This window comes from Klebsiella sp. CN_Kp106, from assembly GCF_040064575.1.
In the GTDB taxonomy this organism is placed as follows: Bacteria; Pseudomonadota; Gammaproteobacteria; order Enterobacterales; family Enterobacteriaceae; genus Klebsiella; species Klebsiella michiganensis.
Window position 1 is genome coordinate 246,734 of the sequence record NZ_JBEAIG010000014.1, and the last position, 17,910, is coordinate 264,643.

At 55.0% G+C, this 17,910-nt stretch carries 16 protein-coding genes and 1 riboswitch; of the genes, 10 read left to right on the forward strand and 6 right to left on the reverse strand.

Annotation, left to right across the window (positions count from 1 at the left end):
• Positions 1-111: 111 nt before the first annotated feature.
• Complete coding sequence (locus tag ABLU96_RS08710) at positions 112-1,401, reverse strand: maltoporin (protein ID WP_014227535.1); 1,290 nt, start codon at positions 1,399-1,401, stop codon at positions 112-114.
• Between the two features lie 171 nt (positions 1,402-1,572).
• On the reverse strand, positions 1,573-2,682 hold the full coding sequence (gene malK, locus ABLU96_RS08715) for a maltose/maltodextrin ABC transporter ATP-binding protein MalK (protein WP_004097762.1): 1,110 nt from the start codon (positions 2,680-2,682) through the stop codon (positions 1,573-1,575).
• 370 nt (positions 2,683-3,052) lie between these two features.
• Here malK and malE point away from each other — a divergent pair, with 370 nt between their 5' ends.
• The 3 genes from malE (at position 3,053) to malG (ending at position 6,879) form a co-directional block, all read left to right on the forward strand.
• Positions 3,053-4,243 (forward strand): maltose/maltodextrin ABC transporter substrate-binding protein MalE, encoded by a 1,191-nt coding sequence (malE, locus tag ABLU96_RS08720; RefSeq protein WP_014227534.1) that lies wholly within the window; start codon positions 3,053-3,055, stop codon positions 4,241-4,243.
• A 186-nt stretch (positions 4,244-4,429) separates the two neighbouring features.
• Positions 4,430-5,974, forward strand: coding sequence for a maltose ABC transporter permease MalF (malF, locus tag ABLU96_RS08725; RefSeq protein ID WP_025107705.1), 1,545 nt, complete (start codon positions 4,430-4,432; stop codon positions 5,972-5,974).
• A gap of 14 nt (positions 5,975-5,988) precedes the next feature.
• On the forward strand, positions 5,989-6,879 hold the full coding sequence (gene malG, locus ABLU96_RS08730) for a maltose ABC transporter permease MalG (RefSeq protein WP_004097756.1): 891 nt from the start codon (positions 5,989-5,991) through the stop codon (positions 6,877-6,879).
• A 190-nt stretch (positions 6,880-7,069) separates the two neighbouring features.
• Here the strand turns inward: malG and psiE are convergent, their stop codons facing one another.
• On the reverse strand, positions 7,070-7,480 hold the full coding sequence (gene psiE, locus ABLU96_RS08735) for a phosphate-starvation-inducible protein PsiE (RefSeq protein ID WP_004097754.1): 411 nt from the start codon (positions 7,478-7,480) through the stop codon (positions 7,070-7,072).
• A gap of 377 nt (positions 7,481-7,857) precedes the next feature.
• On the opposite strand from psiE, the gene ABLU96_RS08740 reads away from it, so the two are divergent.
• The 6 genes from ABLU96_RS08740 (at position 7,858) to ABLU96_RS08765 (ending at position 11,742) form a co-directional block, all read left to right on the forward strand.
• A complete protein-coding gene (locus tag ABLU96_RS08740; RefSeq protein WP_025107706.1) occupies positions 7,858-9,135 on the forward strand; it encodes an L-serine ammonia-lyase, iron-sulfur-dependent, subunit alpha in 1,278 nt (425 codons plus the stop codon).
• 67 nt (positions 9,136-9,202) lie between these two features.
• Positions 9,203-9,940 carry an AzlC family ABC transporter permease gene (locus ABLU96_RS08745; protein ID WP_004097750.1) on the forward strand — a complete coding sequence of 246 codons (738 nt, stop codon included), beginning with the start codon at positions 9,203-9,205 and terminating at the stop codon, positions 9,938-9,940.
• Positions 9,933-10,253 carry an AzlD domain-containing protein gene (locus tag ABLU96_RS08750; RefSeq protein WP_004097748.1) on the forward strand — a complete coding sequence of 107 codons (321 nt, stop codon included), beginning with the start codon at positions 9,933-9,935 and terminating at the stop codon, positions 10,251-10,253. The genes ABLU96_RS08745 and ABLU96_RS08750 overlap by 8 nt, the downstream gene beginning before the upstream one ends.
• Positions 10,254-10,278: 25 nt before the next feature.
• Positions 10,279-10,656 (forward strand): Rid family detoxifying hydrolase, encoded by a 378-nt coding sequence (locus tag ABLU96_RS08755; protein ID WP_004097745.1) that lies wholly within the window; start codon positions 10,279-10,281, stop codon positions 10,654-10,656.
• Between the two features lie 112 nt (positions 10,657-10,768).
• Positions 10,769-11,278, forward strand: a complete 510-nt coding sequence (locus ABLU96_RS08760) for a GNAT family N-acetyltransferase (protein ID WP_014227531.1) — start codon at positions 10,769-10,771, stop codon at positions 11,276-11,278.
• 8 nt (positions 11,279-11,286) lie between these two features.
• The gene (locus tag ABLU96_RS08765; RefSeq protein WP_004097740.1) at positions 11,287-11,742 is read left to right on the forward strand and encodes an acyltransferase; all 456 of its coding nucleotides are present in this window, start codon (positions 11,287-11,289) and stop codon (positions 11,740-11,742) included.
• 45 nt (positions 11,743-11,787) lie between these two features.
• Here ABLU96_RS08765 and pgi read toward each other — a convergent pair whose 3' ends face one another.
• The gene (pgi, locus tag ABLU96_RS08770) at positions 11,788-13,437 is read right to left on the reverse strand and encodes a glucose-6-phosphate isomerase (RefSeq protein WP_004097737.1); all 1,650 of its coding nucleotides are present in this window, start codon (positions 13,435-13,437) and stop codon (positions 11,788-11,790) included.
• Positions 13,438-13,789: 352 nt separating this feature from the next.
• Positions 13,790-14,023, forward strand: a riboswitch (Lysine riboswitch).
• Positions 14,024-14,203: 180 nt separating this feature from the next.
• Between pgi and lysC the strand changes: the two genes are divergently transcribed.
• Positions 14,204-15,553 carry a lysine-sensitive aspartokinase 3 gene (lysC, locus tag ABLU96_RS08775; RefSeq protein WP_004097732.1) on the forward strand — a complete coding sequence of 450 codons (1,350 nt, stop codon included), beginning with the start codon at positions 14,204-14,206 and terminating at the stop codon, positions 15,551-15,553.
• 39 nt (positions 15,554-15,592) lie between these two features.
• Here lysC and ABLU96_RS08780 read toward each other — a convergent pair whose 3' ends face one another.
• Both ABLU96_RS08780 and ABLU96_RS08785 read right to left on the reverse strand, forming a co-directional pair.
• Entirely contained in the window at positions 15,593-16,381 is a 789-nt protein-coding gene (locus ABLU96_RS08780; RefSeq protein ID WP_049083124.1) for a nucleotidyltransferase domain-containing protein, read from the reverse strand.
• A 5-nt stretch (positions 16,382-16,386) separates the two neighbouring features.
• Positions 16,387-17,514, reverse strand: a complete 1,128-nt coding sequence (locus ABLU96_RS08785; RefSeq protein WP_064405863.1) for a slipin family protein — start codon at positions 17,512-17,514, stop codon at positions 16,387-16,389.
• Positions 17,515-17,910: the final 396 nt, after the last annotated feature.

Sequence of the window (17,910 nt, forward strand, 5' to 3'; positions counted from 1 at the left end):
TGTTCTCACCTCGGATAGCGTAGGTTTAGCGGTGGCCAGGCAATAGCGCGCTAATCCTGAAGAATCAGGAGGGGCAGAGCCCCTCCGTGTCACTACATGATTACGGCGGTGTTACCACCAAACTTCCATCTGCGCACCGAAGGTCACTTCGCTATCGTTACCGCGGCTGGAGGTGTAAACCCCGTTACCGCTGCCGTCTTTAGTCTGCAGACCGGAGGTGTTGCTGTAGCCCCAGTTCTCATCCCATTTTGCGTAGGTCGCGAAAATACGGATTGCCGGGCGAGACCAGACGCTGTTACCCGCCTGCCATTGCTGGGCCAGGGTAATTTTGTACTGGTTGTTGTTTTCGCTGGTGCGCTGAGATTTCACGTTGTCGTAACCGACTTCCAGCTGGGTGCTCATGATCGGCGTCCATTTGTACATCGGACGAACACCGACGGTGTACCAGGTAGAACCGTTGTTGCTGTCCAGGTCCACGTCCTGGTACATCGCAACGTACATCAGGCCCCAGTCATCGTTGAAGTCCATCGCGCCGTGATCCAGAACGCGGATCATGCTGCCGTTGTTATCGATGCTGGTTCCCTGGGAGTGACCGCTGTTCCAGGAGGTCATCGAGTCGGTCGCATACTGAACAACAAACTTGTTGAAGCCGCCCCAGATAGACTGAGTATGTTCACCGGTGAACATCCAGCCGTCTTTTGATGCGCCATCAACCAGACGGTAATCGTCCTGCGGGTTAGCGCGGCCATAATCCACGCCTAACTCCAGTACGCCGCCCGGGTTGATTTCCATACCGGCCAGACGCACGTCAAAGACGTCGTTTGCGGTTTTAGCAGCAAATTTCTTGGTGTCATCGCTGGAGAAAGTGTAAGAACCGCCGCTTTCTGAGTTACGCGTGGCCGCCAGAGAGAGTTTACCGAAGCCGAGGTCAACGTTTTCCAGACCCGCACCCGGGCCGGAGATATCCCAGTAGTAGAAGTCGATCATGTGAACGTCATGACGCTGGTAGAAGCGCTTACCGGCCCACAGGGTAGAACCCGGCAACCAGTCAATCAGGTTTTTACCCTGGATGTTAGCCTCACGAAACGCCGGAGAGGTACTTTCCCAGTCATCTTCCTGATTTACGGAATAAGCGACGTTAGTATCGAAATAAAAACTCTTATCACCTTCTTTCCACAACTCCTGGCCCAGCTTCAGTTCCGCATAGGTTTCACATTCGTTGCCAAGACGGTATTTGCTTTGAGCACCCGTGGCTTTAAAGCACTGTTGCTCACCGCCGCTGCCGGTCCAGCCGATACCAGAACGAGCGTAGCCGTGGAAATCAACGGCCAGCGCCTGAGCAGACATAACGCCTGCCGCAACGGCGACCGCCAGTGGAAGTTTGCGCAGAGTAATCATCATTCTATCTCCTGAGATCATTGCTTTTCTTTGAACACTTCACCCTTCGGGCTGCCTCTTTGTTGGCTGCGCTCACTCACCCTGGTCACGTACTTTTGTACGCTCCCAGGGATTCATTCCCTTGCCGCCTCGATGCAGCGCGAATGGTTTTGTGTTTTTTTTTAGTTAGAAGCCTTACACGCCCGGCTCTTTATGCAGCCGACGACAAGCGGTGCCATCCTCACGGAATAAATGGCAGCGCTCCGGCGGCAAACCGATGGCGAATGTGGCTCCCTCTTCTACCAGCACCACGTCGTTCTGGCGGTAAACCAGGTTTTGACGGATGGATGGGATCTGGATATGAATTTGCGTTTCGTGGCCGAGCTGTTCGACCACCTGAACTTCACCTTCAAGGGTGACGTCGGCGATATCGCTGGGCAGCAGATGTTCCGGGCGAATCCCTAAGGACATGTTGGCGCCGACCTGAACGCGGGCGCTGTCCACCGGCAGCCAGACCTGCTGACGGTTTGGCAGCTCCACCTGCACCTGCTCAATGGCGGTAGCGGTGACTTTCACCGGCAGGAAATTCATCTTCGGCGAGCCAATAAAGCCCGCGACGAAACGATCCGCCGGGTAGTGATAGAGTTCGAGAGGCTTCCCGACCTGCGCGACGCGACCGGCGTCCAGCACCACAATCTTGTCGGCCAGGGTCATCGCTTCGACCTGGTCGTGGGTCACGTAAATCATCGTGCGGCCAAGACGCTTATGCAGACGGGAAATCTCAATGCGCATCTGCACGCGCAGCGCGGCATCGAGGTTAGAGAGCGGTTCATCCAGCAGGAACACGCGCGGTTCAGCCACCAGAGTACGGCCAATCGCCACGCGCTGACGCTGACCGCCGGAAAGCGCTTTCGGTTTGCGCTCCAGCAGATGGGCCAGCTGAAGAACTTCCGCCACCTGAGTCACGCGCTGGTTAATCAGCTCTTTTTTGGCGCCGGCCAGCTTCAGGCCAAAAGACATGTTTTCCGCGACGGAAAGGTGGGGGTAAAGCGCATAAGACTGAAACACCATCCCGATACCGCGCTCGGCGGGCGGGACATCATTCATTCGGGTATCGCCAATCAGCAGATCGCCGCTGGTCACCGTTTCCAGCCCGGCAATCATACGCAGCAGGGTGGATTTGCCGCAGCCTGATGGCCCAACAAACACGACGAACTCCCCATCCTGGATCTCGAGATTGATATCTTTCGATACCACTACGTCACCCCAGGCTTTCGTTACATTTCGCAGCTGTACGCTCGCCATGCCCTTCTCCCTTCGTTACAACCTGTCACTTAACGACACATTCAAGATGGGCTGACTATGCGGCATTCATAAATAGGGTAAATCCTCCACCCCCCGGCTTTTTTATGGGGGAGGAGGCGGGAGGATGAGAGATTGCGTCTCGCCGCCGGGGGGGACGGACGGACGTCGATTTCGTGATGTAGCCTGCAAAATTGGCCGCCTTTTTATGTGCTCCAGGACTCATAACCGGCATTTCTGCAATGGAGATCACACTATCGGGGGATGGGGCGTAGACATGGGGAGGATGGAAAGAGGTTGTTAAAAAAGGAAACTCATCACCGTTAAGCCACTCAAGTGTATCCACGAGCACATCACCAAATAGGACGGGTATATGAAAATCAAAACTGGCGCTCGCATCCTCGCGCTGTCTGCATTGACCACGATGATGTTTTCCGCCTCTGCCCTCGCAAAAATCGAAGAAGGTAAGCTGGTTATCTGGATTAACGGCGACAAAGGCTACAACGGCCTCGCTGAAGTGGGTAAAAAGTTTGAAAAAGACACCGGCATTAAAGTCTCCGTAGAGCATCCGGATAAGCTGGAAGAGAAATTCCCGCAGGTTGCCGCGACCGGCGACGGCCCTGACATCATCTTCTGGGCTCACGACCGTTTTGGCGGCTACGCGCAGTCCGGCCTGCTGGCGGAAATCACCCCGGATAAAGCGTTCCAGGACAAACTCTATCCGTTCACCTGGGATGCGGTTCGCTATAACGGCAAGCTGATTGCCTACCCGGTTGCCGTTGAAGCGCTGTCGCTGATCTATAACAAAGACCTGGTGCCAAACCCGCCGAAAACCTGGGAAGAGATCCCGGCGCTGGATAAAGAACTGAAAGCGAAAGGTAAGAGCGCGCTGATGTTCAACCTGCAAGAACCGTACTTCACCTGGCCGCTGATCGCCGCCGACGGCGGTTATGCATTCAAGTTTGAAAACGGCAAGTACGACGTGAAAGACGTAGGCGTGGATAGCGCTGGCGCGAAAGCGGGCCTGACCTTCCTGGTCGACCTTATCAAGAACAAACATATGAACGCCGACACCGACTACTCCATCGCGGAAGCGGCATTCAACAAAGGCGAAACCGCGATGACCATCAACGGTCCGTGGGCGTGGTCTAACATCGATAAGAGCAAGGTTAACTACGGCGTTACCCTGCTGCCGACCTTCAAAGGCAACCCGTCTAAACCGTTCGTTGGCGTACTGAGCGCCGGTATTAACGCCGCCAGCCCGAACAAAGAACTGGCGAAAGAGTTCCTCGAAAACTACCTGATGACCGATCAGGGTCTGGATGAAGTGAACAAGGACAAACCGCTGGGCGCGGTCGCGCTGAAATCCTTCCAGGAAAAACTGGAAAAAGATCCGCGTATCGCCGCCACCATGGCTAACGCCCAGAAAGGTGAAATCATGCCGAATATTCCGCAGATGTCCGCCTTCTGGTATGCCGTTCGTACCGCAGTGATCAACGCCGCTAGCGGTCGCCAGACCGTCGATGCGGCGCTGAAAGACGCACAGGCTCGTATCACCAAGTAATACGGTTTCCCTTATTTCTTAGGGAATAAGGTTTGTTGAATACGTTGTTACGCGAAATCATTCGCGCTACATCGAGGCGGCAAGGATGCAAATCCCCAGGCGCTTACATCAGTAAGTGACTGGGGTACGCATCCGCAGCCAACAAAGAGGTAGCGCGAAGGATAAAGTGTAAAGAGGATGATCCCCATGGATGTCGTGAAAAAGAAGCACTGGTGGCAAAGCCCGCAGCTCACATGGTCTGTGATCGGCTTGCTGTGCCTGCTGGTGGGTTACCTTGTTGTTTTGATGTACGCCCAGGGGGAGTACCTGTTTGCCATCATGACGCTGATTTTGAGCTCGGTTGGCCTGTATATTTTTTCCAATCGCAAGGCCTACGCCTGGCGCTATGTTTATCCGGGTCTCGCCGGGATGGGGCTGTTCGTCCTGTTCCCGCTGATCTGCACTATCGCTATCGCTTTTACCAACTACAGCAGCACTAACCAGCTGACCTTCGAACGCGCCCAACAGGTGCTGATGGACCGCTCCTTCCAGGCAGGGAAATCCTACAACTTCGCGCTTTATCCGGCGGGAGATGAGTGGAAGCTGGCGCTGACCGACGGCGAAAGCGGCAAAAACTATCTTTCCGACGCCTTTAAATTCGGCGGCGAACAGAAGCTGGCCTTAAAAGAGGCAGACGCCCTGCCGGAAGGCGAGCGCGCCACGCTGCGCGTGATTACGCAAAACCGTACCGCCCTGAACCAGCTGACCGCCGTGTTGCCGGATGAAAGCAAAGTCATTATGAGCTCCCTGCGTCAGTTCTCCGGTACTCAGCCGCTGTACGCGCTGGCCAGTGACGGCACGCTGACCAACAACCAGAGCGGCGTGAAATACCGTCCGAACGCCGAGGTCGGTTTCTATCAGGCGATGAACGCCGACGGTAGCTGGGGCAGCGAAAAGCTCAGCCCGGGCTACACCGTGACCATCGGCTGGGATAACTTCACTCGCGTGTTCCAGGATGAAGGCATCCAGAAACCGTTCTTCGCGATTTTCGTCTGGACGGTGGTGTTCTCCGTTCTGACCGTGATTCTCACCGTTGCGGTCGGCATGGTGCTCGCCTGTCTCGTCCAGTGGGAAGCCCTGAAAGGTAAAGCGATTTACCGCGTACTGCTGATTCTGCCTTACGCCGTACCGTCGTTTATCTCGATTCTGATTTTCAAAGGGTTGTTCAACCAGAGCTTTGGTGAGATCAACATGATGCTCAGCGCGCTGTTCGGCATCAAGCCGGCCTGGTTTAGCGACCCGACCACCGCGCGTACCATGATTATCATCGTCAACACCTGGCTGGGCTATCCGTACATGATGATCCTGTGCATGGGCCTGCTGAAAGCGATTCCTGACGATTTATATGAAGCCTCGGCAATGGATGGCGCTACGCCGTTCCAGAACTTCTTCAAAATTACGCTGCCGCTGCTGATCAAGCCGCTGACGCCGCTGATGATCGCCAGCTTCGCCTTTAACTTTAACAACTTCGTGCTGATTCAGCTGTTGACCAACGGCGGGCCGGACCGGCTCGGCACCACCACGCCGGCGGGCTACACCGACCTGCTGGTGAGCTATACCTACCGTATCGCCTTTGAAGGCGGCGGCGGTCAGGACTTCGGCCTTGCGGCGGCTATCGCCACGCTGATCTTCCTGCTGGTAGGCGCCCTGGCGATTGTTAACCTGAAAGCCACACGTATGAAGTTTGATTAAGGGAGATAACGATTATGGCTATGGTTCAACCCAAATCTCAGAAGCTGCGCCTGTTCACGACGCACCTCCTGCTGCTGATTTTTATCGCGGCGATTATGTTCCCGCTGCTGATGGTCATCGCTATCTCTCTGCGCGAAGGGAACTTCGCCACCGGTAGCCTGATCCCCGAAAGTATCTCCTGGGAGCACTGGCGGCTGGCGCTCGGCTTCAGCGTCGAACACGCTGATGGTCGCGTCACGCCGCCCCCCTTCCCGGTGCTGCTGTGGCTGTGGAACTCCATCAAGGTGGCAGGCATTACCGCCATTGGCATCGTCGCGCTTTCTACCACCTGCGCTTACGCTTTTGCCCGCATGCGCTTCCCGGGTAAAGCAACGCTGCTGAAAGGGATGCTGATTTTCCAGATGTTCCCCGCGGTGCTGTCGCTGGTCGCGCTGTACGCCCTGTTTGACCGTCTCGGCCAGTACGTGCCGTTCGTCGGCCTGAATACCCACGGCGGCGTCATCTTCGCCTATATGGGCGGTATCGCGCTGCACGTCTGGACAATCAAAGGTTACTTCGAAACCATCGACGGCTCGCTGGAAGAAGCGGCGGCGCTGGACGGTGCGACCCCATGGCAGGCTTTCCGCCTCGTGCTGCTCCCGCTGTCGGTACCGATTCTGGCGGTGGTGTTTATTCTGTCGTTCATCGCGGCGATTACCGAAGTGCCGGTGGCCTCCCTGCTGCTGCGCGATGTGAACAGCTATACCCTTGCGGTCGGAATGCAACAGTATCTCAACCCGCAGAACTATCTGTGGGGCGACTTTGCCGCCGCGGCGGTGCTTTCCGCCATTCCGATTACCGTGGTGTTCCTGCTGGCCCAGCGCTGGTTGGTTAACGGCCTGACGGCTGGCGGAGTGAAAGGTTAATTTTTTTGTAACACCCGCCCCAAATTTCAGATGAGGGCCGACGGTTTAGCGGTAATGCGCGACCCCAACCGGGTATTACCGCCGTCGCCCTCAGCTGAAAAAGTAAGGCAAATGCCACTGCTATCCTCAACTGGACCCTACATAAATTCTATTTGTGACTGTTGGTCAGCGGCCCTGGAGGCCGCTTTTTTTATTCGCGCTTCAGACGGTTGGAGTTACACAGCCAGAGCGTTATCACCAGAATCAGGATCGCCGCGGAGTAAATCAGCACCGCCATAGGCGACTCATGATCGATAATGATCAGGCGGACGATTGCGGTGATGCCGATATAGACAAAGTAGCGCAGCGGGAAGTGAAATCCCGACTCAAAGTACTTCACTATCAGCGCGATAAACTCGAAATAGAGGAAGTAGACCACCAGCCCTTCCACCAGCTTGTACTTGCTGACAGGCTCCGGGGTGAACAGGACGTGCGCCAGATGCAGCGTCTCCTTTCCCAGAAATACGATCAGAATGACCCCCAGGCACAGCAGGCCAAGATTCAAAACGGTTTGCATTGCGGTTGCAATAAAACTCACCAACGGACGATAAACCGGCGGCATAGGTACACCTCATCATCATGATTTCCTGTGACCTGTATAACGCAAAAATGTGATCCAGATCTACATTTGTGAGTCCCTTCTTTCCACTGCTTGCCTTTCTCATCTCCGATGAAATACGTAAAAAGAGAAATTTTTACTTTCGGCAACGCTGTGAGGTAGTTAACTAAATCCCTTTTTATGTTCAAAAAACAGAATATAAATACCCGTCAAATCAGTTAATTAACCATAATAAGATCACAATTTTACAATATTGTAATAAGCGAATATTTTTCTCTTTCAGGCATAAATTACGCCCGCATTAGAGTAAGTTTTTCCTTAGAAATTGACTTAGCATACTCGCAGATTAATAAACCCTCGTTAGCGGAACGATATAAAACATGACTACTGAACACTCATCCCTGTTTATAAACTGGCTAAAAAAAGAAGTGGCTCCGGCATTAGGCTGTACGGAACCCGTTGCTATTTCTTTTACCGCCGCTTACGCTGCGAAACATTTAGATACGGCTTGTCAAAACATTAGCGGTTTTATTTCTGCGAACCTGTACAAGAATGCGATGGGCGTAACTATTCCGGGCACTTCCGTCAGCGGGGTGGCGCTCGCAGCCGCAATTGGCGCATTTGGTGGCGATGCGGATAAAGGTTTAAAAACGCTGGAGGGAATTACCGAACGGCATGTTGAATTAGCCCAGATGTTAATTGCCGATGGCCAGGTCAATATTAGCGTGAAAGATACTCCTGACTTTATTCATCTGGATCTGACGCTAACGGGTGGCGAAAAGAGCTGCCGCGTGGTGGTCAAGGGCACGCATACCAATATCGTTGAGCTGTATATTAATGGCGAAGCGCAGGTGCTGGCGGACAAACAGAGTACGGTAACGCAGCAGGAAACATTAGCAACCTTCTCGCTTGCGGAAGCCTTTAATTTTATTAACGAGGTCGAATTCGCCGACATCGCATTTATTCTCGAAGCCGCCCGGCTCAATTCGGCGCTGGCGGAGGAAGGTAAAAGCAAAAAATACGGCTTGAACATCAACGGCACCTTCTCTGATGCGGTAAAAAATGGCCTGCTCAGCAACGACCTGCTGAGTAAAGTCATCATCAATACCGTCGCCGCATCCGACGCGCGAATGGGCGGAGCCCCCGTCGTCGCGATGTCTAACTTTGGTTCCGGTAACCAGGGTATCGCCGCCACCATGCCGGTAGTGACGGTCGCGGAGCATCTTAACGCTGATGAAGAGACCCTCGCGCGGGCGCTGGCGCTCTCCCACCTGACCGCCATATCGATCCACTCCCGCTATACGCGTCTGTCCGCGCTATGCGCGGCGTCCACGGCAGCGATGGGCGCCGCGGCAGGCATGGCGTGGTTATTTACCCGTGACCTGCAAACAATTAATACCGCTATTATTAATATGATCAGCGATATTACCGGCATGATTTGCGATGGCGCCTCTAATAGCTGCGCAATGAAAGTATCGTCCGTGGTTTCCAGCGCCTTTAAGGCCGTACTGATGGCGATGCAAAATAGCTGCGCAGGCTCTAATGACGGCATTGTTTGCGCTGACGTTGAGCAGACTATTAATAATCTCTGCCGTCTGGTAATTAAGCCTATGGCCTATACCGATAAAGAAATCATCAACATTATGGTAGCAAAGTAATCATTAATTAGCGTTTTAATGTACCTTACACAAATAATTAATCTCCTGAATACAACAGGTATTGTTTATGAACAAAAAAGTGATTCTACGGGGTATGAGCGCCATACTTCCCCTGTGCATCGGCGACTTTCCGTTTTCATTTATTGTCGGCGCGCTAAGCGTTAGCGCCGGGATGAGTATCTGGCAAAGTACGGCATGGTCGACGATTGTCATCGCCGGTTCGGCACAAATGCTGGCGTTAAATATGCTAAAAACCGGAGCGAGCCTTGGGGTGATTATATTCACCACGCTGATTATTAATCTTCGCCATGTGCTTTATAGCGCCTCTATTTCCAGTACGGTACGCGAAGCCTCCTTCTTTAAAAAATGCTTTATGGCGTATGCCCTGACCGATGAAGTGTACGCCACGACGGTGAAAGAGATGGAGGAGAATAAAAAAGATAAATATCTTTTCTATTTTTCAGCAATGCTGACGTTTTGGTTCGCCTGGGTGCTAGCCGATTTCCTTGGCGCTCTGGTTGGCGCCTCTTTTCCGCACATTGAAAAATATGGTCTGGACTTCGCGATGGTCGCCGCATTTATCGCCATCGTGGTCCCACAAATCAAAAGCCAGGCCTGCACCGTCGCCGCCGTTGTTGCTGCCGTATCCGGGGTACTTTTGGTCGTACTGCCCTACTCGTTAGGTATCGTCGTCGCGTCCGTACTGGGCGTAATGGCGGGCCTGAGCGTCGATCTCGCCGAAGAGCGTAAACAGGCGCAGGCCGCTGACAAACTCTCTCTCGAAGGAGCGCTGGAAAATGAGTAATAGCTTTTTTATCGCCCTGACGCTGGGCATGGCCGCCGTGACCTTTCTTATTCGCTTCTCGTTCATTGGCCTCGCCGGGAAGATTCAGATGTCGAGCCGGGTCAGCAAAACGCTGCGTTTTGTGCCGGTGACCGTGCTGCCGGCCATCATCACGATTCAGATCCTGAGCGTGAACTCCAGCATGGAGTTCGATTTGAAAAACCCGAAGGTGATCGCCGCGATTATCTGCACGCTCGCCAGCTTCCGCCTGGGCCTGGTCTGGGTCGTCGTCAGCGGCGTCGGTTCACTGGTTTTGCTCAACTATTTCATGTAATCACCTATCAGAAGGAATCAACAGAATGATAATTACCACCGCCGCTGCGCCTGCCGCCATTGGCCCGTATGTTCAGGGAGTAAATCTGGGTACCATGACGATGACCTCAGGGCAGCTCCCGGTCAATCCGCAGGACGGCACCATGTCTGACGACATCGCTCAGCAGACGCGACAGTCGCTGGACAACGTTAAGGCTATCGTTGAAGCGGCGGGTTTGCAGGTGAAAAACATCGTTAAGACGATGGTCTTCGTCAAGGATCTGAATGACTTCGCCACCATCAACGCGGTGTATGAAGCGTTCTTCACCGAACACAACGCGGCCTTTCCGGCCCGTTCCTGCGTCGAAGTCGCCAGACTGCCTAAAGATGCGGGCATTGAGATCGAAGCCATCGCCGTCGCCTGATCCCCGGCCGGAGGCCATCCTCCGGCCACTTCTTATCCCCCCCCACTTTTGAGGTTTACCCGCAGCGAACTTTACGGGCAAAATATCGCCACTTCTTTGCGAGGAACGCAGAATGCTAAAGATTCGTCTTGCACGTCCGGAAGATGCGGCTTTACTCAACCAGATGGCCAATGCCAGCTATCGCCACCACTTTGCCCACCTCTGGCACAACGCCGATGAAATGGAGCACTACCTGCAGCAAGAGTATTCCATGGCCGCGCTGGCGCACAGCCTGGCCGATCCGCAGTGCTGCTGGTTGATTGCTGAGGCAGAGGAGCCAATTGGCTTTGCTAAATATGCCTGCCGCCAGGACATCAACCCCGAAGGCCCTACGGGTACGCTATTGCATAAACTCTATCTATTACCTGACGCTACCGGGCATCGCTACGGCGAGCAGATTTTTCGCGCCGTCGAGAAGCGAGCGAAAGAGACCGGTGAAAGCTGGCTATGGCTGGAAGTGCTCGCCGCGAATACCGGTGCCCGCCGTTTTTATGAACGTCAGGGGATGCAGCACGTGAAGGATGTGGCATTTCATTCTGCAACCCAGGAAAGCACACTCCATATTCTGGCTAAACCAATCTGAGAGGCAGCATGCATACCCTTCGTGAAACCGCCATTCGCAACGTCGCCAGCGGCGAAAACGTGGTGATTTACCAGCCCGCCAACCTTTACGACTGCACGCTTGGCGATAACGTCTTCGTCGGGCCGTTTGTAGAGATTCAGGGCCATACCCGTATCGGCAACGACAGCAAAATTCAGTCCCACACCTTTATCTGCGAGTACGTGACCATCGGCGAGCGCTGTTTTATCGGCCACGGCGTGATGTTCGCCAACGATATGTTCCGCGAGGGAAAACCCAACGCCGACCGCGAGAGCTGGGGAAGAATTGTGATTGGCAACGATGTGTCTATCGGCAGCGGGGCAACCATTCTGGCGGTCAGCATCTGCGATGGGGTCGTGATTGGCGCGGGCAGCGTGGTGACCAAATCCATTACGGAGAAAGGCGTGTGGGCCGGGAACCCGGCAAAGCTGCTGCGGCGGCTATAACAAAAATGCCGGCCACATGGGCCGGCATTGCGAACGTTTTAGCGATTATGCGCGCCAGGATTTATAGCGGTTAATCAGGCCGTTAGTGGAGCTGTCGTGGCTGCTCACTTCGGAACCATCTTTCAGCTCCGGCAGGATGCGGTTAGCCAGCTGTTTGCCCAGCTCAACGCCCCACTGGTCGAAGGTGAAGATGTTCATAATCACGCCCTGGGTGAAGATTTTGTGCTCATACAGGGCAATCAGCGCGCCCAGGCTGAACGGCGTAATTTCACGCAGCAGGATGGAGTTGGTGGGGCGGTTGCCTTCAAACACTTTGAACGGCACCACGTGTTCCAGGGTCGCCGGATCTTTACCCTGATCGCGATATTCCTGCTCAACCACTTCGCGGGATTTACCAAACGCCAGCGCTTCGGTCTGCGCAAAGAAGTTAGACAGCAGCTTCGGATGGTGATCGGACAGCGGGTTATGCGTAATCGCCGGCGCGATAAAGTCGCAAGGCACCATTTTGGTCCCCTGGTGAATCAGCTGGTAGAACGCGTGCTGACCGTTGGTCCCCGGCTCGCCCCAGATGATTGGGCCCGTCTGGTAATCCACGGCGTTGCCGTTACGGTCAACGTATTTACCGTTGGATTCCATGTTGCCCTGCTGGAAGTAAGCGGCAAAACGGTGCATATACTGGTCGTACGGCAGAATCGCTTCGGTTTCAGCGCCGAAGAAGTTGTTGTACCAGATACCGATCAGCGCCAGCAGCACCGGCAGGTTTTTCTCAGCCGGGGTGGTGGAGAAGTGTTTATCCATCGCGTGCGCGCCGGAGAGCAGCTCAACAAAGTTGTCGAAGCCCACGGACAGGATGATGGACAGGCCGATGGCTGACCACAGAGAGTAACGGCCGCCAACCCAGTCCCAGAACTCAAACATATTGGCGGTATCAATACCGAACTCGCCAACCGCTTTACCGTTGGTCGAGAGCGCGGCGAAGTGTTTCGCGACGTGCTTCTCATCGCCGGCGGTCGCCAGGAACCAGTCGCGCGCGCTGTGGGCGTTGGTCATGGTTTCCTGAGTAGTAAAGGTTTTCGACGCGACCAGGAACAGGGTGGTTTCCGGGTTCACCGTTTTCAGTACTTCGGCGATGTGGGTACCATCGACGTTAGAAACAAAATGCATATTCAGGTGATTTTTATACGGGCGCAGCGCTTCGGTCACCATGAACGGACCCAGATCGGAGCCGCCGATACCGATGTTGACGACGTCGGTAATCGCTTTACCGGTGTAGCCTTTCCAGCTGCCGGAGATAATGGCTTCGGAGAAGGTTTTCATCTTCTCAAGCACGGCGTTCACTTCCGGCATCACGTCTTTGCCATCAACCAGAATCGGAGTATTGCTGCGGTTACGCAGCGCAACGTGCAGCACCGCGCGGTCTTCCGTGCGGTTAATCTTCTCGCCGGAGAACATGGATTTAATGGCGTCTGCCAGGAAGGTCTCTTTGGCCAGGTCCTGCAGTTTTGCCAGCGTCTCTTCGGTGATGCGGTTTTTGGAAAAATCCACCAGCATCAGATCGTCGAACGTGGCGGAGAATTTAGAGAAACGATCGCTATCCTTCGCGAACAGATCCGCGATGGTAACGTCTTTCATTTCATCAAAGTGTTTCTGTAATGCCTGCCAGGCAGAGGTCTGCGTTGGGTTGATGTTTTTCATTAGCAATACTCTTCTGATTTGAGAATTGTGACTGCGGTCGATTGTAGCGCCGGTGACGAAAAATTGTGATGATTTTTGTGTTATGCCGATGATACGCGTCAGGATTAGAGCCAATTTGGCGCAAATCGCCCCTCATAGTATAGACATCATAAGGCTTTTTTCTGTCAGCGACTCGCGCATGAAAAATCCGCATAACCCTGACGTTGACATACTTCGCCTGAAGCCTTTATATAACGGCAGTACCTACATATACGTAGGTAGGTATGGATCGCGCATTTCACGCTACAGCGAAAGGGTATTGCAGGGGGGTATAATGTCCCGCGTCCCCCTGGCAAAGTGAAAGACGTCGGTAATTGCCAGAAGAGGTGCGTTGCCCAGGTAACCGTATTGGAGGAGCCAGTCCGGGGAAAATACGTGAGGGGGAGCAACGCCGAGGTGAATAAGCGTCTGGTTACGCTCATCACCGGCCACAGGGGCTGAATCCCCTGGGTTGTCACCAGAAACGTTCGCAGTCGGGCGTTTCATACTCGCCGTCTGATGAACAGCATCGGCAAGCGGGTCTACAAGGTGGAGCACTTCTGGGTGACATCGTAGTTTGTTTATCGCTCTGCGCCCACCCTGTTTTTCGCTCTTCCCTTGTGCCATGGCTGAATAATTTGGCCTGGCTTATTAAGACATTTTATTGCAATCCGGTTGCGTCCAGCCCCGCCAGGATTGGTTTTCTGGAATCGTTTTAATAAGTCAGGCCCCCTGACACGAGGTTGTTATGACAGACTTAGTTGTAGCCAAGTTCGGCGGCACCAGCGTTGCCGATTTTGATGCCATGAACCGCAGCGTGGACGTCGCGCTGCTGGACGCCAATACCCGCGTGGTGGTGCTTTCCGCCTCAGCGGGGGTGACCAACCTGCTGGTCGCCTTAGCGGAAGGGCTGGAACCCGGCGAACGTTTCGCGAAGCTCGATGCCATGCGTCAAATCCAGTTCAATATTCTGGAGCGTCTGCGCTATCCCAACGTTATTCGCGATGAAATTGAGCGCCTGCTGGAAAACATCACCACCCTGGCGGAAGCCGCCTCCCTGGCCAGTTCAACCGCGTTAACCGACGAACTGGTCAGCCACGGCGAACTGATGTCTACTCTGCTGTTTGTCGAGATCCTGCGCGAGCGCGGCATCGCCGCCCAGTGGTTCGACGTGCGCAAAATTATGCGCACCAACGACCGCTTTGGCCGCGCGGAACCGGATATTGCCGCCTTATCCGAATTAACCCAGCAGCTGCTGGCCCCGCGTCTTGCGGAAGGCGTGGTGATCACCCAGGGCTTTATTGGCAGCGAAGCCAAAGGCCGCACCACCACGCTTGGCCGCGGCGGCAGCGACTATACCGCCGCGCTACTCGGCGAAGCGCTAAACGCCACCCGCGTCGACATCTGGACCGATGTTCCGGGTATCTATACCACCGACCCGCGCGTCGCCCCGGCGGCCAAACGCATTGACGTTATCGCTTTTGAAGAAGCGGCGGAAATGGCGACCTTTGGCGCGAAGGTCCTGCATCCGGCTACCCTGCTCCCCGCCGTGCGCAGCGATATTCCGGTATTCGTCGGCTCCAGCAAAGAGCCGAAAGCCGGCGGCACGCTGGTGTGCAAAAACACCGAAAACCCGCCGCTGTTCCGCGCGCTGGCGCTGCGCCGCAAGCAGACGCTGCTAACCCTGCACAGCCTGAATATGCTGCACTCACGCGGTTTTCTGGCCGAGGTATTCAGTATTCTGGCCCGCCACAGTATCTCCGTCGATCTGATCACCACGTCGGAAGTGAGCGTGGCGCTGACCATGGATACCACCGGTTCGACGTCGGCTGGCGATACCCTGCTCACCCAGGGACTGTTGACCGAACTTTCCTCTCTGTGCCGCGTTGAGGTCGAGCAGGATCTGGCGCTGGTCGCCATCATTGGTAATGAACTGTCGAAGGCGTGCGGCGTCGGTAAAGAGGTGTTTGGCGTACTGGACCCGTTTAATATTCGTATGATTTGCTACGGCGCATCCAGCCATAACCTGTGCTTCCTGGTCCCGGGTGCGGATGCCGAAAAAGTGGTGCAGAAGCTGCATCATAATCTGTTCGAGTAATCGCGAATAAAATGGCCCGCCATTTCTGCCGGGCCATTTTTAGTTTCCCATCACCGTGGTCATCAGCAATCTGTCCAACTCCCTGACATCACCGCTCCGGCTCTCAGGCAGCGCTGGCGGGATTGCGCCTCTGAGCAGCTCGGACTGAATAAACGCATGCAGCAGCGGTCGACGCGGGCCGTTTTCCGCCTCTCCTGCGCGCTGTTTACGTTCCAGCAGCTCGTCTATTTCCGCACGTAGACCCGCTTCCAGCTCGCTTCCTGCCAGCAGTTCATTAAAGCGCATCGGCGGCACGCCTTTTCCCGCCTCAACCCAACGGACGGCCAGCAGCGGGCGCAGTACGTAAAAGTACTTTTTCAGCCGCACCCGTTCGCCTTGCAGATAGCCGCGAAAATTTTTACGGGCCATCGAATAGTAATGCCAGCGGGCGCGAACCGGAGAAAACCAATGCGGTATCACTTTCTTCAGCGCCTGAACCGTTGCGTCATCCTGCTGATACACCACCGGTGAATCCAGCCATTCGATCAGCGTCGGGTTCGCCCCTTTCAGCAGACCCAGCGCCTTGCGCCACTCCCAGCCGCAGACGTCCAGCTCATCGTCGATGGGCAGCTCAATAACATCGCGCGGGGGATCCACCCGCAGGTACCACTCCAGCGGGTGAACGTAGAGAAACCGCACATCATAATCGCTGTCCGGCGAGGCAAAGCCCCAGCCCCGGCTGCCGGATTCGCAGGCGTAGAGCACTCTGACGCCGTAGCGCTGCTCCACGTCTTTTAACTGCCGCCGCACCTTATGGCGCATGGCGGCGCTTACAGCGTGATACGTCATTTTCATTATCCTTTTAGATTCACCAGGCCATGCAGCACCTGGTCCAGGCCGCCAAAGACCGAGATTTTATCGATACGCTCCGCCACTCTTTCCAGCGTTTCCAGCTCTTTTAAGCGCAGCGCGACCGGGTTATTCTCCATCACCTTCGCGGTGTTGAGCAGCGAGCGCGTCGCCGCGGTCTCTTCACGCCGGCGGATCACGTTCGCCTGCGCCGATTTCTCCGCCTCCACCAGCTGCGACAAAATGGCTTTCATGTCGCCGGGCAGCACAATATCCTTCACGCCCAGCGACGCGACGTCGATACCAAATGCCGCCATGCGCTCGGTGACCTGCGTGCTCACGACCTCATCAATGATTTTCTTATCTTCCAGCAGCTCATCCAGCGTTCGCGTTCCGACGGCTTCACGCAGCGCAAACTGCAGCTCGCGATACAGATGGTCCAGCGGCTTCGTCAGCTGTCCAAACGCCTGCAGTACATCGCTGTAGCGCCAGTTCGCCGCCAGATTTAAACGCAGGTTCACTTTATCTTTGGTCAGAATCTCCTGGCCGCCAACCTCCAGCACCTGCAGGCGGGTATCGACCACTTCCGCTTCCACCAGATGATTGACCTTCCAGTACGCGCTCAGGCCAGGCTGCAGCAGCGATTGTGTCTCGCCGTCGATTTTCAGCACCCCGACGTGCCACGCCGGCACCGATACGGTGAGGATCGCTTCGCGACCTTTTACCGCCCCGTGACGTCGCGGCTGCAGCACCGCATTCATAATGTCAGCCGGAACCGCAACCTGCCGGGTATCGATACGTAGCAGCTGAATTTCATCACCGGCGGACCAGTACAGTCGGCGCGTCGAAGGCGGTAAAATTTCCTGCAGCACACCGTTGGCATACAGCGCCCCGGCCTCGACATCCGTCAAATCCGCCGCCAGGCAGTAGCGTTCAATCCATTCCGGCTGAAAGCGTCGTAAATACTCCGCCAGCGCCTCCGGCACTTCGCTGCCGTCCCGGTTAACGATCAGCACTTCGGGGACGTTGAACCACGGCAGGCGATGCTCGCCCGCTTCCAGAACCTGATAGTAGTCACCCTGACGGGATAAAAGGCCAAGCTGACCTTTACGTATCGTGATTTTCTTCGTCATTTTTTGTTCCTTAGCAAAATCAGGCGCGGGTGCAGGGGCGAAGCCGCAGGGGAACTCCCTTTTGCCTGCGGCACGGCGCCTTTACCGGCGGCCTGCTGTGGGGCGTGCTGACTGCGCATCACCCCGCGTTATTTCTATGATTAACGACCAGTTTTCATTGGAGATGAAATCGGGAATCGAACCCATTGGTGGTCATCGGCTGACGGAACGCGCCCGAAAAACGGCCTGTACCGTTCCTGGCGTGCCGGCGAGGTTTAACCCCCTGCGTTTTCAGCGTCGTGACGGAAGGGATATTGCCAGTTGCGTGCCAACAATAAAAAATGCGAGAGTTATTTTTCAATCAATTGATTAATAACGCTTTTGTTTTTAATTCAAACGGTAACGCTTGCCGCCGGC

Coding starts and splice junctions, on each gene's coding strand:
- ABLU96_RS08740 (WP_025107706.1), top strand. CDS start 7,858: ATGACTACTGAACACTCATCCCTGTTTATAAACTGGCTAAAAAAAGAA.
- ABLU96_RS08785 (WP_064405863.1), bottom strand. CDS start 17,514: ATGACGAAGAAAATCACGATACGTAAAGGTCAGCTTGGCCTTTTATCC.
- malG (WP_004097756.1), top strand. CDS start 5,989: ATGGCTATGGTTCAACCCAAATCTCAGAAGCTGCGCCTGTTCACGACG.
- ABLU96_RS08780 (WP_049083124.1), bottom strand. CDS start 16,381: ATGACGTATCACGCTGTAAGCGCCGCCATGCGCCATAAGGTGCGGCGG.
- malE (WP_014227534.1), top strand. CDS start 3,053: ATGAAAATCAAAACTGGCGCTCGCATCCTCGCGCTGTCTGCATTGACC.
- ABLU96_RS08755 (WP_004097745.1), top strand. CDS start 10,279: ATGATAATTACCACCGCCGCTGCGCCTGCCGCCATTGGCCCGTATGTT.
- malK (WP_004097762.1), bottom strand. CDS start 2,682: ATGGCGAGCGTACAGCTGCGAAATGTAACGAAAGCCTGGGGTGACGTA.
- malF (WP_025107705.1), top strand. CDS start 4,430: ATGGATGTCGTGAAAAAGAAGCACTGGTGGCAAAGCCCGCAGCTCACA.
- ABLU96_RS08760 (WP_014227531.1), top strand. CDS start 10,769: ATGCTAAAGATTCGTCTTGCACGTCCGGAAGATGCGGCTTTACTCAAC.
- pgi (WP_004097737.1), bottom strand. CDS start 13,437: ATGAAAAACATCAACCCAACGCAGACCTCTGCCTGGCAGGCATTACAG.
- psiE (WP_004097754.1), bottom strand. CDS start 7,480: ATGCCGCCGGTTTATCGTCCGTTGGTGAGTTTTATTGCAACCGCAATG.
- ABLU96_RS08710 (WP_014227535.1), bottom strand. CDS start 1,401: ATGATGATTACTCTGCGCAAACTTCCACTGGCGGTCGCCGTTGCGGCA.
- ABLU96_RS08765 (WP_004097740.1), top strand. CDS start 11,287: ATGCATACCCTTCGTGAAACCGCCATTCGCAACGTCGCCAGCGGCGAA.
- lysC (WP_004097732.1), top strand. CDS start 14,204: ATGACAGACTTAGTTGTAGCCAAGTTCGGCGGCACCAGCGTTGCCGAT.
- ABLU96_RS08745 (WP_004097750.1), top strand. CDS start 9,203: ATGAACAAAAAAGTGATTCTACGGGGTATGAGCGCCATACTTCCCCTG.
- ABLU96_RS08750 (WP_004097748.1), top strand. CDS start 9,933: ATGAGTAATAGCTTTTTTATCGCCCTGACGCTGGGCATGGCCGCCGTG.